The sequence below is a fragment of the Streptomyces sp. NPDC005931 genome, assembly GCF_042871235.1.
Classification (GTDB): Bacteria; Actinomycetota; Actinomycetes; order Streptomycetales; family Streptomycetaceae; genus Streptomyces.
The window spans coordinates 119,840-135,612 of record NZ_JBIAIG010000007.1; the positions used below are offsets into that span (position 1 = coordinate 119,840).

Annotated in this window: 11 protein-coding genes; 9 read left to right on the forward strand and 2 right to left on the reverse strand. The window is 71.0% G+C overall.

Annotated features, from left to right (window positions below; genetic code table 11):
- Positions 1-31 precede the first annotated feature (31 nt).
- On the forward strand, positions 32-571 hold the full coding sequence (locus ACFYOV_RS18415; RefSeq protein WP_389088968.1) for a hypothetical protein: 540 nt from the start codon (positions 32-34) through the stop codon (positions 569-571).
- Between the two features lie 227 nt (positions 572-798).
- Here ACFYOV_RS18415 and ACFYOV_RS18420 read toward each other — a convergent pair whose 3' ends face one another.
- Positions 799-1,149, reverse strand: a complete 351-nt coding sequence (locus ACFYOV_RS18420) for a peptidoglycan-binding protein (RefSeq protein WP_389088969.1) — start codon at positions 1,147-1,149, stop codon at positions 799-801.
- 1,187 nt (positions 1,150-2,336) lie between these two features.
- Here ACFYOV_RS18420 and ACFYOV_RS18425 point away from each other — a divergent pair.
- Positions 2,337-3,182, forward strand: coding sequence for a DUF2182 domain-containing protein (locus ACFYOV_RS18425; RefSeq protein WP_389088970.1), 846 nt, complete (start codon positions 2,337-2,339; stop codon positions 3,180-3,182).
- Between the two features lie 41 nt (positions 3,183-3,223).
- Here ACFYOV_RS18425 and ACFYOV_RS18430 read toward each other — a convergent pair whose 3' ends face one another.
- Positions 3,224-3,880 (reverse strand): DUF1326 domain-containing protein, encoded by a 657-nt coding sequence (locus ACFYOV_RS18430; protein ID WP_389088972.1) that lies wholly within the window; start codon positions 3,878-3,880, stop codon positions 3,224-3,226.
- A gap of 1,071 nt (positions 3,881-4,951) precedes the next feature.
- Here ACFYOV_RS18430 and ACFYOV_RS18435 point away from each other — a divergent pair.
- The 7 genes from ACFYOV_RS18435 to ACFYOV_RS18465 all read left to right on the forward strand — a co-directional run bounded on the left by ACFYOV_RS18435 (position 4,952) and on the right by ACFYOV_RS18465 (position 15,726).
- Positions 4,952-5,737, forward strand: a complete 786-nt coding sequence (locus tag ACFYOV_RS18435; protein WP_389088973.1) for a glycosyltransferase — start codon at positions 4,952-4,954, stop codon at positions 5,735-5,737.
- Positions 5,738-5,742: 5 nt separating this feature from the next.
- A complete protein-coding gene (locus tag ACFYOV_RS18440; protein WP_389088975.1) occupies positions 5,743-7,188 on the forward strand; it encodes a glycosyltransferase family 4 protein in 1,446 nt (481 codons plus the stop codon).
- Positions 7,185-9,608 carry a hypothetical protein gene (locus tag ACFYOV_RS18445; RefSeq protein WP_389088976.1) on the forward strand — a complete coding sequence of 808 codons (2,424 nt, stop codon included), beginning with the start codon at positions 7,185-7,187 and terminating at the stop codon, positions 9,606-9,608. The genes ACFYOV_RS18440 and ACFYOV_RS18445 overlap by 4 nt, the downstream gene beginning before the upstream one ends.
- A complete protein-coding gene (locus tag ACFYOV_RS18450; protein ID WP_389088978.1) occupies positions 9,605-11,449 on the forward strand; it encodes a glycosyltransferase in 1,845 nt (614 codons plus the stop codon). Before ACFYOV_RS18445 ends, ACFYOV_RS18450 begins: the two co-directional genes overlap by 4 nt.
- A gap of 338 nt (positions 11,450-11,787) precedes the next feature.
- Positions 11,788-13,350: an ArnT family glycosyltransferase gene (locus ACFYOV_RS18455; protein WP_389088979.1), complete on the forward strand. Its 1,563-nt coding sequence runs from the start codon at positions 11,788-11,790 to the stop codon at positions 13,348-13,350.
- Positions 13,337-14,437 carry a glycosyltransferase family 4 protein gene (locus tag ACFYOV_RS18460; protein ID WP_389088981.1) on the forward strand — a complete coding sequence of 367 codons (1,101 nt, stop codon included), beginning with the start codon at positions 13,337-13,339 and terminating at the stop codon, positions 14,435-14,437. The genes ACFYOV_RS18455 and ACFYOV_RS18460 overlap by 14 nt, the downstream gene beginning before the upstream one ends.
- A complete protein-coding gene (locus ACFYOV_RS18465) occupies positions 14,434-15,726 on the forward strand; it encodes a beta-galactosidase (protein ID WP_389088982.1) in 1,293 nt (430 codons plus the stop codon). The genes ACFYOV_RS18460 and ACFYOV_RS18465 overlap by 4 nt, the downstream gene beginning before the upstream one ends.
- The last annotated feature ends 47 nt before the right edge of the window (positions 15,727-15,773 follow it).

Here is a 15,773-nt window from a genome sequence, read left to right on the forward strand (position 1 = left end):
CACCGCCCCACCGCCCGAAGGAGGTGATCGCATGAAGCCGGGCCGGTCCCTCGGAGCGCTGCACGGCTGGACGCTCGTCGTCGCGGACGTGCTGATCTGTCTGGCATGGGCCGGCAGCGTATGGGCGGCACTGCATGTGGAGGTCGGCCCAGCGGTCCGCACGGTCGCCCTCTTCGTGCATCTGGGGGCGCTGGTCGTCGGACTGGGCTCGGTGCTGACCATCGACTACTACGGCGCGCTGTGGCTGCTGGGGAGGCGGAGCCTGCGTCAGGCGTTGGAGTTCGCCGGTCCGCTGCATGTGCCCGTGTGGGCGGGGCTGGCCGGCCTGGTGCTGAGCGGGATCACTCTCGACCCCGACCCGCGGGCACCCCTCACGCGGGTCAAGCTGGTGCTCGTCCTCGCGATCGCGCTCAATGGAGTGCACGCGCAAGTGGTGCACCGCTCCCTGGCCGACCAGGGAGGGACGTGGCCCCCGCGGAGACTGCTCGTGCGCGGAGTGATCTCGGCCGTCCTCTCTCAACTCGGGTGGTGGGGGGCCGTGACCATCGGATTCCTCAACAGCCAGTCATGACCGGCGCGCCCGTGTTCTCGACCTGGTCCTTCACGCGGACCGCTGGACGGCGCACTGGGAGATGCCCGGCATCCGGGTGACCGCGCGGGTGCCCTGAGCTGCTTGACCAGGTGCCGCATCCGCGCGGGGTGCGCTCCTGGGCGTCGGGCGGGGAACGCCTCCTGCACCGCGCAGCACCGCCGCGTCCAACGCCGTTGCCGCGCAGGCTCGTCGTCGCCCTTGAGGCGCTACTTCGTGCGCAGCATGAGGGCGTGGCGGGTGTTGTTTCCGTAGACGCCGCTCTCGTCGCCGCGGATGCCGTAGCGCTGCTGGAATCTGGACACCGCCTGCCGCACTTCGGTGCCGTAGCGGCCGTCGACCGCGCCACCGTCGTAGATGTGCGGGATCTGAAGCAGACGCACCTGCAACTCGTACACGCCATGGCCGCTGTCCCCCGGGCGCAGGATCCCGGTGCCCGGGATCTCGGGGAGCGATGAGCTGCCGGGGAGCGGCTGGTCCGGTTGACCCATGCCGGCCGGCTGCACGGGTGCCTGGTGCTCGTTGCCGAAGAGAGCAGAGGCAAGGATCAATCCGCCCACTGCGCCAAGTCCCACGGCTCCGGCGAAGCGGGCGTGACGCCGGTCGCTGAGACGTCGGCGCTCTCGGCCGCCTGGCTGTGCGAGTGGGCCGCGGGGTTCCGCGCGCACGGGCGCTCGGGAGGGCGGCGCGACGAGCGAAGCCGTAGGCACGGCCCGCGGCCCTGGGGCGGGCGGGCGGCGGCTGTCCACACGGGGGCCGGACGGGACGCCGGGGGCGTCCTGCAGCGGAGCGGACAGCGGCACGACCGCCGGAGGCTGGGTGGGCGGCAGACCTGCGCCCGTCGCCGTGGGTGGCGGCCCTGGCTCCCTCCGTGTCGCCTCTCCGGAGTGCATGCCGCGGGACCACAGGGGCGCGACCACGGTTCCCTCGGGAACCGGACCCGAGTGACCAGCACGAGTGCCGGCCGCGATCATGTCGCCAGGGTGAAGGGGCTGTTGTCGCAAAGTGCGGAGATCGGCCCGTGCGGCGTCCAAGCCGTCCAGAACGGCCTGGAACGAGTCCCGAATCTCCTGCACCGGATCGCCCCCGGAGGGGGCGTACCGCGGTTCGGCATCGGGCCATTTCATCGGCGGTCCTCCTTGGGCGGCATCCGCGGAGTGCCCCATGGGGCACCCGGCGTTCCGTCGGGGCGACGGGCGTGCTCGAGAGGGGCACGCCGAGGTCGGACTACGTGCGGGAACACCGGCGCGGTCGTCGGTCTTCCTGTGAAGCGATACGCACTCCGTGGGCTCCTGTCTCAATCCGCATCCGTGCTGACGCGAGTTCCCCGGCCACGGGGTACGCGGAAGCGGAGCCAAAGACCGAGAAGGCACGGCTCCCTCGCCGATCGTGAGGCGAAACGGCGCCGGCCACCCCGCAGGGCGGTCGATCAGGCGAGTTTGAAGAAGAAGAGGGCGCGTGTACCCCCCTCTGGGCCAGGAGGACCGCGCCTCCGCGACGCCCCGCGCCCGGTGACGGTGCTCTGTGTGTGGAGTCGCCGCCCCGCTCATGGATCCCGCTCACTGCGGCCGTCTGCGCGTCCGCGCACAGGTCGTCGCTTGCGGCGCGGGCGGCCGGGGCGGTGGTGAGGGGCTGATGTCGTAGGGCTGATGTCGTGGGGGTCGAAAGGCGCTGCCTCCGGGGCGTGCGCAGTCGCGCCGCGGGGGGATGCGTGCTGTCCTGGAACCAGCCGCAGGAGTACACGCCGATGCGTCACAGCCTGACTTCCGCCTTCGTGTCCGCCAGGACGCCCGCGCCGACCGGAGCGGGCGGGGGCTTGCTGCCGGCTCGGGATCTCGCCGCCGCCTGGTTGCTGATCGTCCTGATCGCGGTACCCGCCTGGGCGCTGACCATAGGGCAGGCCCGGGACATGGGGGTCGAGCCCGGCACGATGGGAATGGCGCTGCCGCTGTTCCTGCTGCTGTGGCTGACGATGATGACGGCCATGATGCTGCCGTCCATGGCGCCGGTGGCCCTCACCTGGGCGCGCGGGATCGGCCGCCAGTCCTCCGGCTGGGCGCGGACCGTGCGGACCGTCGAGTTCGCCGGTGGGTACCTCCTGGTGTGGACCGCCTTCGGTCTGCTCGCCTACGCGGCCCTCGCCGTCACCGGCGGCCTGGTGGACGACCATCCGACCGCCGGACGCTGGATCGGCGCAGCTGCCTTCCTGCTCGCGGGGCTGTACCAGCTCGGTCCCCTCAAGAACGTCTGTCTCCGGCACTGCCGCGACCCCATGAGCCACCTGGTGCGCTATGCCGGGTTCCGGCCGCCGGCCCGCGATCTTCGGGTCGGCGTCCACCACGGCGCATACTGCGTCGGCTGCTGCGCGGGACTGATGGTCGTCCTTGTTCCGCTCGGCGTGATGAACGTGGCTGCGATGGCCGGACTGGCTGTGGTGATCTTCGTGGAGAAGCTGTGGTCCCGTGGGCCGTTGCTCGCCCGGGGCGTGGGCGCAGCGTTTCTCGTGCTCGCCGTGCTCGCCGTGCTCGCGCCGTCCCAGGACTGGTTGTTGCCGGGGCTGCAGGCGTCGATGCCGACGATGGACGACATGTGACCCGACCGGCCCCGGAGACCGTACGAAAGGCTGTGCCTCCTCTACTCAGGACCGCTCCAGTCGAACGGGAAGTGTTTGCTCGACTTCCCCGAGCGTTCCCAGGAGAAGCCGAACGCGTCGGCGCGGTCGGCGGTGGCCCGTCCCCAGGTGGCGACCTGGCCCGGTCCGACCTCGGCGCCCGGGGCGTTGTGGACCTGGACGCGCGCACCGTCCGGCGTCGTCGGGCCGGTGAGTGCCTCGGCGGTGGCCGTGACCCGGCCGGGAACCTCGGCCCGCCAGCCACCGAGGTCCTCGTCGATCTCCACGTGGACGGGGGCGAAGTCCATGCCGCGCATCTCGGGGTGGAACATCTCCCCGAACTGCGCCGGCCACCCGCCCGCCTCACCGCCGAAAATGGCTCCGAGCGCGGCGCGCTGCTGCTCGTCGGCCCGTTCGTCGAGGAAGACCGCGGCGTACGGCTCGGTGTGCGTGCCGGCCCAGGGGTTGCCGACGAAGGAGCCGAGCATCAGGACGTTGAGATCGTCGAGCCGCACATCGCCGAAGCCGCCTTCCCGGATGTGCCAGACCAGCACGCCCTCGCAGTCGCCGTAGGTCGGGGGCTGGGCGAACGTGCAGGGGCACGGTATGGCGCACTTGCACACATCGAACCAGTCGCCGGTGAGGTGCCAGCGCGTACCGGTGGTGACCTGTTCTGTCATCTCGCTTCCCTCCTGCCGAGCCCGGGAGAGCTCACTCGCGGTGGGCGAGACCGCGTGTCCCGAGCCCGCACCCGGGATCACGAGGGGGCCTCCCTTCCAGCTTGCACCTCATGCCCCCTTTGGGGAAAACAGGCACTCACCACTCCACCGTCCCCCGCTCCGTGAGGTGACTCAGTGATCGTCGCCGATGGTGGTCACAGATGCCGTTGCCGATCATGGTCGCCGCCGGCCCGGACGCGACGAGGCACTGCGGCAGCGTCCTTCGACTCGCTCCGTTCGGTCTCGGGCAAGGCCGCCATCCGTTCGCACCGTCTTTGTCGCGACGGTCTTCGTAGGTGGTGGTCTGGGCGGTGAGGTCTCGATGTGCGCATCACTCCATGGCGTCGGCCTGGCGGAGGTGAGGCAAACAAGGGGCTCGCGCCACCGGTCCTCGGGCCCGAACAGCTGCTCACCCACGCCCGGTCCCGGCGCCGCCCTGCGTACACGCCGGTCGGGGCCGGCCGCTTGAGTGAGGCGGTGCAGAACAGACGGACCGACAGATCGCCTGTGGAACCGAACGACTTGGCTCCGAGGTCGCCACCCGGCTTCTGGAGGTCTTCGCGGCGGAGACGGAAAGGAAACTGCCCGGGCCTGTCAAGGAGACGCTGCTGGTACCGATCGGTGCTGCCCCCGCCGAACGACCCGTGCTGACACGGTGCTTGGGGTCACCCGAGCAGAGCAAACCTGCGGGGTCGCGAGCTTGGTACCGGCCAGCAAGGTGATCGGCAACCGGGCCGCCGGACCACCGGGCTGGACCGCAGGCCCAGGAGTTCAGGCAGGTTGAAGGCGCCGGTACGCGCCCCGCCGTCTCTGCTGCTTCGCTCCTGAAGGCATGCCCTTGACTCCAAGCACAAAAGACCCGAAGGTGTACGTATACGGTGTAATCGTGACGCACCGAGAGGCTTCTCTCGACATGCCGGCCTTCCGAACATCTGAGACTTCGCATGCTTCCGTGCCGTCCCCGCCGGATCGTTGCGCTCCGCAGCTCACAGGTGACCGTACGGCCCGCTGGGCCGGAGGAGGCGGACCCTGATGCCGACACCGATACTGCGCAGGCCCACCTCGCGTTTCGTCTCCGGGGGGCCCGGCGAGATCCCGCCGTGGCTCGCGCGCCCCGCCGTCGACCTCGAGCTGATCGTTCCGGCGCTCAACGAGGAACGCCGGCTGCCCGAGACCCTCGCCTGCACGGTCGACTACCTGTCGCAGCGGCCCTGGTCCTCGGCCGTCGTCGTGGTCGACAACGACAGCGTGGACTGCACCCTCGAAGTCCTCGACCCCTTCGCGGACGCTCCGGTCGGCGTGCATGTCATCGGGTGCAGCGAGCACGGCAAGGGAGCGGCGGTGCGCCGCGGTATCGCCACTTCACGCGCCCGCTTCGTGGGCTTCGCCGACGCCGACAGCGCCACCCCCGTCCAGACCCTCGATGCGGTCATGGCACTCCTTCAGGAGGGCCACAGCGCGGTCATCGCCTCCCGGCGGGCCCCGGGGGCGCGCTACCGGATCGAGCAGTCCTTCCCCCGTAAGTGCGGCGGATGGGTGTTCCGGAGTCTGGCACGCCTGGTCCTGCCCGAGATCGCCGACACCCAGTGCGGGTTCAAGTTCTTCGACGGCCGGCTCGTCCGGAGGGTCATCGCGGACTGCCGCATCGACGGCTTCTCCTTCGACGTGGAGGTTCTCGCACGCGTCGCACGAGAAGGCGGTGATGTCGTCGAGGTGCCCGTGGCCTGGTCCGACGTGCCGGGTTCGACGTTCTCCATCCGGCACGACGGTCTGCGTTCCGTGGCGGACCTTGTCCGGCTCTCGGTGTCCGGTAGGTGATCGACGTGACTGCCCTCGACCACATAGGTGCCGCAGACCTACTGCTGCTGAACTGGCGCGACCCTTCCCATCCCGCGGCCGGGGGCGCCGAGGCGTACTGCTACGAAATCGCCCGACGATTCGTCGATGCGGGCGCCGGGGTCACTCTGTTCACGGCGCGGCACCCGGGCTCGGCCGAGTCCGAGGTGTCGGACGGAATAAGGATCGTGCGGCACGGTGGCGCCTTCGGGGTGTACGCGGCTGCGGCACGTCACCTGGTACGTCACCGACACGCGTACGACGCCGTGATCGACTTCCAGAACGGCATACCGTTCTTCTCTCCCCTGTTCACTCCTCGCTGGACAGCCGACATCTGCGTCATCCACCACATCCACCAGGACCAGTTCGATCTGCGCTTCCGGTGGCCCCTGAACGTCGTGGGCCGGATCCTGGAGAAGGACATCAGCCGGTGGGTCTACCAGGGTCGCCCCGTTGTCGTGGTCTCCCCGTCCACGCGGGAGGGGACGCGCCGGAGTCTCGGCTTCGGCAACCCGATCTACATCGTGCCCAACGGCGGGCCGGGACCGGCCGCAGCAAGGCAAGCGCTGCCCAGGTACCCTGCCCCCGGCTCCCCGGGTGATCGACCCGTCATCACCGTGGTAAGCCGTATGGTCCCCCACAAGCGCATCGACCTGCTGATCCGTGCCCTGCCTGAACTGCTGTCGCACCGCCCGGACCTGCGGGTCGACATGTGCGGTGACGGGGAGGAACTTCCCTCCCTGCGCCGGCTGGCCGAGCACCTGGGCGTCGCCGAGGCCGTGGACTTCCACGGTCATGTCACCGAGGAGCGCAAACGGGAACTGCTCGCCGGTGCCTGGGTGACAGTCGTGCCGTCCGTCGCCGAGGGGTGGGGACTGACCGTCCTGGAGGCGAACGCCGTGGGGACACCGGGAGTGGCCTATGACGTACCGGGGCTGCGCGATGCCGTCCAGCACGGCCGTACCGGCTGGCTGCTGCCTGCGGAGGCGAAGCTCGCGGACGGCGTCCTGGCGGCCCTCGCGGAGCTCGAGGACCCCCGTGCACGAGAGCGTATGGCGCAGCAGTGCCACGCGTGGAGCACGCGGTTCTCCTGGGACGACAGCGCCGAGCGGCTGGCTGCTGTAGTGGTCGAGGAATGGCAACGCACGCGCCGTCACCGCCGCTCGCGGCGCCGGACGAGTGATCTCACCGTCCTCGTGCGGTTCCAGGCCCCTGACGCGGACGCCATGGAGCACACGATCGAGCGTCTTCTGCGGGGTACGGACGGCTGGAGCCGGCACGGCGACACCTTCCGGCTGTTGCTGCACGGCTGCGACGAAGTGCGCGTGCTGGGCGCACTGCGGCGGCTGGGCGTACCCGACAGCGCGGTCTCCCTGACCGGCCTCGCCCACCGGCAGGACCTGCTCGTCGGCAGCGAGCCGGCTCAGCCATGACGTCGCCCCGCAGCACCGGGACGACCGCCACGGAAGCCTCTCCGGGCGGGACGGACCGGGTGCACCAGGACACCGGGGGCCCCGAGCACGGCGCCCGATGGGTCACGGGGGCCGCGGTGGCCGTCGGCGTGCTGAACTACGGGTACGCCTTGGTGCTCACCCACCTCCTGGACGTCGAGGCGTACGCGGTTTTCGGTGCGGGGCAGGGACTGGTGCTGTGCGCGTCGACGGTGGCGTTCGTGGGCATTCCCTGGGTGCTGGCCCAGGCGCTGGCACGAGCCGGCTCGGAGGCCGAGGGCCGGGAGGCCGCCCGGTTCACCGCCCTTCTGGGAGCCGGGGCCGGCCTGGTGGCGGCGGCCGCCGCGAGCAGTGTGGCTCTTCAGTTCGCCGATCCGGCCACCACGGTGGTGATCGCACTCGGCGTTCTGCTGATCTTTTTCACCACGGTCACCGTGGGCTGGTTGCAGGGCACCGAACGTCTGCGTGTGCTCGCCTGCGCGACCACAGCCGGAGCCCTGTGCAAGTTCAGCGTCGGCCTGCTGCTCGTCGCCGCGCTGGGCCTGGCGGAAACAGGTGCGGTGGCAGCGCTCGGCGTCGCGGTGCTCCCGCTGCTGATCTGGTGGCCGTACTCGGCGGTGTCCGGGGCTGGGCGGCGGCTGCTGCGCGTGCGCGCCTACCGGGATCTGGCCCGCACAGCCCTCGGTATCACCGCGGTGCAGGGCATGGTGGCAGTCGTCGCGGCGGTCGCCGTCGTGCTGGTGACGGTGCTGCCCCTGACCTCCTCCGACGCCGCGAGCTACCAGGCCAGCGCCATGCTCGGCCGGGTGCCTCTCTTCCTGGCCGGTGCGATCTCGACCGCCTACTTCACGGCCCTGTCCAGGCGCACGGCGACCACGGCACTGGCCACCAATGCCGTGCGGCTGTACCTCACGGTCGCACTGCCGATCACGGCCATCTGCGCGACCGCTCCCACGGCGGTGCTCACTCGGCTCTTCCCCGCCGACTACACGCGGATGGGTGAACTCGTCGCGTTCGCCGCGGTGTCGGGGTTCGCCGTCGGCGTGCTGAACCTGGGAGCCACCTTCCACCAGGCCGTCAACGACTACAGGTGTCTGCGCGGTCAGGTCCTCGGGCTGGCCGTCTGCGTCGCTGCGCTGGTGGCCGGCTGGCAGCTGGGCGGGATCGTGGGTCTCGCGGCGGGATCCGCCGTCGGGACGGCGGCCGCAGCCGCCCTGCTCGTCCTGCGGCTCGTGCGTCGGTACGGTGCCGGGCTGCTGGGCCGGCCGCCGCTGGCGGAACCACTCCTGCTGGCCGGGCTGCTGATAGTGCTGCGTCCCGTACCGGTTGCCTGGCTGATCACTGCGACGGCGCTGGGAGCACGCGCCACGCTGCGCTTCTTCCGTCATCGCGGCGTCCAGCGCGCACCTGCGCCCGCCGCGTCCGAAGAGCCCACGGAGACCGACATGCCGCCGTCACCAGACGCACACGACGGCCCGGCTGCCGCCGCCTCCGGCGACGCCCCCAGCGCCGACACACTGCTCGTGGAAGCCGTGTGGACGAACCGCCGGCCAACGGCCGATGCCGGCCGGCTGAACCGCACGCTCGTCCTTGCGCGACGCAACCAGGTGGAGGGCCGGCTGGCACGTGCGTATCCAGGTCCGCTCGGGAACTCGCTTGCCCAGACCCGGGAGAAGACCGCCCTCTTCCGGCGCAACCTCGACGACGTCACCAACCTGCTGGACTCCGCGGGGATACCGGCGGTCCTGATCAAAGCCGACCCGGCGGGCGACTACGTCTACGACAACTTCGATCTCGTCGTGCCGGCCGGCCGGTGGCAGGCGAGCCAGCGGGTCCTGGCGCCCTGGTACGTACGCCGGACGACGTACTGGCTGGAGCGCTCCACCAAAGTGCTGCTGTGGCCGCCCCGCGGCCCGGCCGTTCACCTGCACACCGCCGTCTCCTGGTTCGGCGTACCCGTCATCCCCACAGGGCGACTGTTCGCCCGGGCCGTGCCCTGCCCGGGACATGGCTGCCTGCTGCCCGGGGAAGCCGACGCGCTGCGCATCTGGCTGGCCCACGCACTGTTCCAGAACCTCACCCTGGACATGTCCGAGCTGCTGGCGGTGCGGGGCCTGCTGCGGCCGGACATCGTCGCCCGGGCGCTGCGGGAGGCGGCCGGAGAGGGCTGGGAGACCGGTTGCCGCGCCGCGCTGGACGTGGTCACCGAAGCCGTCGCGCGACTGGATGTCGGGGTCCCCGTCCCCCTGCCCCTTCCCCTGCCGGTGTCGGCCTCGCTGCGCGTCGGTGCCGAGCACGCCCGTCATCTCGCACGTCGAGGCAACCTGCCCACGGCCGTGCGGGAGCTGGCCCTGCGTGGGCCGCTCGTTGTCACCAAGACGCTACGGAGTGCCTCCCCATGAAAACGACGCACACGGGGACGAAGCCTGTCCTCGTCGGGGTCTCCGGCCCGGACGAGGTCGGCAAGACGACGCTGGTGCGCGGGCTCGCACAGATCTTGCGGCAGCGGGGCTGCGCCGTCTCCACGGCCCACTGCTACGGGTGCGTGCTGTGCCGCAGACTGCCCGACCGCCGTCACAGTACGACGCGGGCGCAGCCCGGCCCCGCCGCGGCACTCCTCCGGTTCCTGCACGGCGCCCACTGCCTGCTCGACGCCGCCGAACTCAGGGCACGCCTGGCCATGGCCCGCCTGTCCGTACGGCGGGGCCGGGCCGCAACGACGGCCGTCATCACCGACCGGGGGCCGCTCGACACCCTGGCGAAATTCGATCCCGTCCCCGGCTCGTCCGCGGCACGCCGGCTGACCCGGCTGGCCGGCCGGTACGACGTCACCCTGCTCCTCCTTGACGGCCCGCAGGCCCGTGCGGGTTACGAACGGCAGAGCGATGATCCGGTCGCCGACGGCTGGCGGCTCCGCTACCGGCGCTGGGAGCGGAACGTGCCCGGCGTCAAGAGGCTCGCGGCAGGAGGCGACCCGTCCGAAACGGCGGCCGAGGCGATACGGCTGATGTCCGACAGGGCGCCGACAGCCGCGGCCCGCACCGGCCCGCCCAGGGTGGTGATCTCGAACTTCGACAACACCGGGCAGGCCGACTACGGCGGGGGCAGCGCCGTGACCCTGGAGAGGGTGGCTCGGAGCCTGGCCGAGGAGTTCCAGGTCACGGTGGTCACCGCCGGGCGGCGCGGCTGCACCCGCGCCGAGGGAAGGGTGACCTACCGGGTCCTTCCCGTGGCGTGGGCCGGCCCCCGTGGAGGGCAGCTGCTGTTCCAGGCGGTGCTGCCGTTCGCCGCCCGCCGGATACCCCACGAGCTGTGGATGGAGAACCTCACTCCCCCGTTCTCCGCGGGCCTGCTTCCGCTGGTGACACGGGCGCCGGTGGTGGGCATCGACAAGGTCCGCTACGGCGAGTTCCTGCGCCGTAAGTACCACCTGCCCTTCCAAGGCGCGGAGCGGATCGGCTACCGCCGCTATCGCAACCTCGTCGTCATGAACCATGCCGACGCCGACGCGATCCGGAGTCTCAGTCCCCGCACCACGGTGGAAGTGATCCCCAACGGGGTCGATCCGCCGGCCGACCGCACCAGGGACGGCGCGCAGGGCCCGGACGACGCCACCGCCGACGGCGCGCAGGGCCCGGACGACGCCACCGCCGACGGATACATCCTGTTCATGGGACGCATCGACCTGTGGCAGAAGGGCCTGGACCTCCTTCTGGCCGCCTACGCCAGGTCCGGGGTGACGCTCCCGCTGGTCATGGCGGGCCACGGCACCAAGGCGGAGGAGAAACGACTGGGGAAGCTGCTGGACGAGTTCGGCATGACGACACAGGACACCCCGCCCCGTCCGGCCGTGCGGACGGTCGGCCATGTGGAGGGAGAGCGCAAGCACCGTCTGCTGCAGGCAAGCACCTTCGTGGTGATGCCCTCGCGCCAGGAGACGTTCGGCGTGGTGGCACTCGAAGCGATGTCCTACGGCAAACCCGTCGTGCACTTCGACCTGCCGGCGCTGCGCTGGATGGGCGGTGACGGCGACGTGAGGGTTGCGCCCTTCGACGTCGACTCGCTGGCCGAGCAGATACGGCAACTGGCCGACGATCCCGCGCTGCGTCAGAGCCTCGGCGCAAGGGCCGTGCTCACGGCACGGCAGTACACCGTCGAGGCCATGACGCAGCGGTACCGGTCACTCGCCCGGCGCCTGCTGGCCCCGTCGGACCGTCCGGCGGCCCCCGTGCACGAGAGGTGATTCCCAGTGCCCGCTGCCCAGAACCGCTCTCCCACGCGCACCCCGCTCGACATGAGCACCTCGCAGGCGTGCGTCGCACCGCCTCGCGGCCGCACTCGTCCCCGGGGCCACCGTTCAGGCGACCGGGGGAGCCCGGAACCGGCGCTCTCCCGACTCCGGCCGGGGCCGGCACCCGGCGCAACCGGCCGCAGACACCGGTTGGTGGCCGCCGTGGGACACCACGCGGTGACCGCACCCGCACCCGCCCACGCGCTCACCGGCCGGACACGGTCCCCCCTCGGATGCCGCACCGCCGCTCCCCGCCCTGCCCGGGCGGCGCCACTTCACCGGAGTCCGCGATGACCACGACCAGTGCTCCCCGCAGCGCGGCACGCGACGGGACACGCAGCGCAACGGTGATCATTGCCGCCGCCGCGTGCCTGCTGACCGTGACGGTGCGGCTCCTCGGGGTCGACCGCTCGACGGACCTGTTCGTCGACGAAGTCATCTACCAGGAAGTGAGCGACAGCGCCGCCGAGGGCGGATTCCCCCGCACCGACACCGGACTGTTCTTCCTCCATCCTCCCGGCTTCTTCTATCTGTGGGCCGGATGGAGCAGGCTCCTGGGCACGGACACCGACATCGCCGGGGTGTACGCCGGGAGGGTGCTCAACGGGGTGCTGGCCGGTGGCACGGCCGCGCTGCTGGTGCTCCTGGTGTCACGTGCCGCGACGCGCGGAGCCGGCGTGGTGGCGGGCCTGCTCTTCCTCGCGGACCCGTACTGCATCCGGCAGAACGGCCTGGCGATCATGGAGACCGGGGCGCTGCTGTGGGTGCTGGCCGGCTACCTGCAACTGCTCGCCCTCACCCGCGACCCGCCGCCTGGACGCGCGGTGCTCCGGGCCGCCGGCGCGGGACTCTGCTTCGGCCTCGCCATACTGACCAAGGACCACGCCGCATTGATCACCGTCCTGCCCCTGGTCCTCGCCCTGGCACTGAACTGGGGCCCGCCCCGGCGCCTCGCGGCGGTCTGCGCGGCAACGGCGGTGGCGTGCTACGGCCTCTACGTGACCGTCGTCGCGGCAGCCGGTCACTTCGACGCCTTCTGGGACGCCAAGACCCGCGGGATCCGCCGCCTGCTGGGACTGGTCCAGGACACCGGGTTCAACGCCCGTAGGGGGAACCCGCTCTCCGAGCGCCTCTTCGAGGAGCTGCCCACCTTCTGGCCCACCTATGTCCTGCTGATCCTGGCACCGGCCGCGCTGGCCGTCCTGCTGCGCCACAAGGACCGCACGCACCGTCTGCTGGCTCTCTTCCACCTGTCCGCGGGCCTCACACTGGCCTACGCACTGGCGCTGGGAACACTCGAGGAGAAATTCCTCTACCTGCTGGTGGTGCCCAACATCGCGGCGGTGACGGTGGCCGGCTCCGACATCCTCACGCGACACCGGGCCGCCGCGCGCCCGCACCCGCGCCGTGGTCTGCTCCCGCAGGCCGCCACGGCGGTGTTCGTTGCGGCGGCCGTGACCGCCTCCGGCATCTCCTACGCCCAGTCCCGGCTTCAGGCGGACGACGGGTACGTCCAACTGCGCACCTTCATGACGGCCCATGTGCCCCGGGACAGCACGGTCATCGCTGCGGACGGGGTGACCACACGCGGCATCACCGGCTGGACGCTCAGGGAGGACTACCACGTCAAACGCATCGGTATCACGTCCACCAAGGTGCGCTACGCGGTCATCCCCTGGAAACTCGTCCACGACGGCTACGGCCGGTTCACCCCGGGCGAGGCACAGCGTTTGGTCAGGAACGGCAAAATGCTCTTCAGCACTCACAGCCAGATGTACGGCAAACTGGCCCTCTACCGGCTCCCGCCGGCCCCGGCGGGCCCGCCCGAGGAACAGGCCGATGCCCGCCGCTAGCGTCCGCCCCCGGGTGCTTCTGCTCACCAGCGGCCCGCTGGAGGGACAGGAGGGCGCCGACATCCAGCTGGCAGCCGCGGTCGCCGAGACGGTTCCCGGCATCGAATTCGTGTGGTTCACGAGGTGGCCCGGGCGCGGCCGCCCGCCGAGGGTCGACCACGGCCGGCCCGTACCCATCGCCTGCTGGGACGGTCTGCCCCATGTACGGCAACGCCTGCAGGCCGCAGCCGCCGGCACGGTGCTCGGCCGCCGGGTCGACCTGGTGCACGCCGTCATGACCATAGGCTCGGGCTATCCGCTCTTCTCACACCTGTGGCCCCCGATGCTCGCCGGCCGGCGCGTGCTGCACACGGTTCCCGCCGTGAAAGACCCCCGCCTGCTGCGGCACTGCCGCCCCCTGGGGCGGACCGTGGCGCTCTCGGGCGCCACGGCCGAGAAGCTGCACAGGGCCGGCTTCGGTGAGGTGCGTGTCGTACCGCCTGGGGTACGGCTGGACCGCTGGCCGCGCCGCCCCCGGCCGGCCCACGACCTGCCGATGGTCCTGGTCACCGGCCACCACGATCCGGACGGCGGCGCGGACGACGCCCTCGCGATAGCCGCCCGCTCGGCACGGGCCGGTGCCCGCTTCCGCCTGGTACTGGCCCTCAGAGCGCGCTCCGGGCAGAACGAGACCGCGCTCCGGGCCGCCGTGCACGACCGCGCTGCCGCAGCGGGACTCACCGACGTGGATGTGCGCGGCAACGTCGACGACATGCCCGCACTGATCGCGTCGGCGGACGTGCTGCTGTACGTGCCGCGCAGCCTCGGCGGCAAGGCGGACATACCCTTGACCGTGCTGGAGGCCCTGGCGACCGGACGCCCGGTCCTCCTGAGCGACCACCCGCAGTTCAGCGCCCTCGGCGACACGGTGATGCTCAGCCGCATCGGCGACCACGGCGGCGCGGCCCGGCTGCTGTGCCGGCTCCTGGAGCAGCCGACGTGGTGGAACACCCTGGCCGAACAAGGCCGACTCGCCGTGGAACAGCGTTTCCAGGCCGGGCGGCTCACCACCGCGTACACCAGCCTCTACCAGGAGTTGCTGTCATGAGTGGCGCGCAGCGGGGCCTCATCGGCGGTCTGCTCACGGCAGTCCTGGTTGCCGTGCTCACCCTCGTCATGGCACCGCAGAACTCAGGAAGCCACCGCACACCGTACTTCTTCGGCACCCTCCGTACGGACCCGGACAAGGCCCGGGAGGAACACGACCGCGGCATCGGCGTTGCCCATGTCACCATCCGCTGGGAGCAGTTCGAGCCCTCCCCGGGCGAATACGACACCGACTACATCGGCGAGATCGAAGACGACCTGCGGACCCTTCACCAGGCGGGCGCCCGGATCGAGTTGGGGGTCGGCCTCAACCATCCCCCGCCCTGGCTGTACGAGCGCTACCCCGAAGCGGCGTTCACCAACGAGCACGGCGATCGGTACGAGGACACCTCCAACATCGTCTTCAATCAGAGGATCCGCGACGAGGTGCGCCGCTACATCCAAGCCCTGGAAGAGAAAGTCGGGCTGGGAAAATTCTGGGCGATCCGCGTCGGTGTCAACGACAAGGGCGAGTTCGCCCTGCCACCGCCGGTGCCGGACGACGGCCGGCCGGGCAACGACTACTGGGCCTACGACGCCACCGCACAGGAGACGTCCCACCCGGACAGGGCACGGACCCTGCCCCCCAATCCCTATCCCGGCTGGCGCCCCGGAGAACGCCAGTACAAGGGCGAGCCCTTCACCCGCGAACAGGCAGCCAGGTGGTACCAGTGGTACCTCGGAACACTGCCCGACGCGGTCAACTGGCAAGTGGACACCTACCGGTCCATCGGGTTCCAGGGGCTGCTGAAAGTACTCGTCCCCGGCGCCGGCTACTACCCCGGCGACTACGCCGCGGCCCTGCGGCAGTACTTCGCCGGACCCTACGTCAACGGCCTCATCGGCCGCGCAGTCGCATACTTCTGGACCATCGAGCAGATCAGGCTCCGGAAAGGCGTCCAGATCGTCGCCACCTCCCTGGTCAACGGATCGGGGACGCCGCCCGACAACAGCTGCCGGGCAACCGACACCGCCACCGACCTGGACACACCCCCCGACACCGCCGTCCGGCGCTGGTCCTCGGTACGGTGGGTGACCTCCATCGCCCGACGCGCCGGCTTCACCGTCAGCGGCGAAAGCGCCGGACCCCACGTACGGCCCTACTATCCCGGCGTCATGGACGACGCAGCCCGACAGGTCCGCTCCTGCCGCCTGAAAGGACTCATGTGGGCCTTCGACGACAACCTCTACGACGGAACACCCGGATCCTCACTCCACGACTACGCACGAACCATCGACCGCCTGAACTGAGACGCGGTTTCTCATGGGGTGATCGTTCGTCGGACCGTGCATGACGG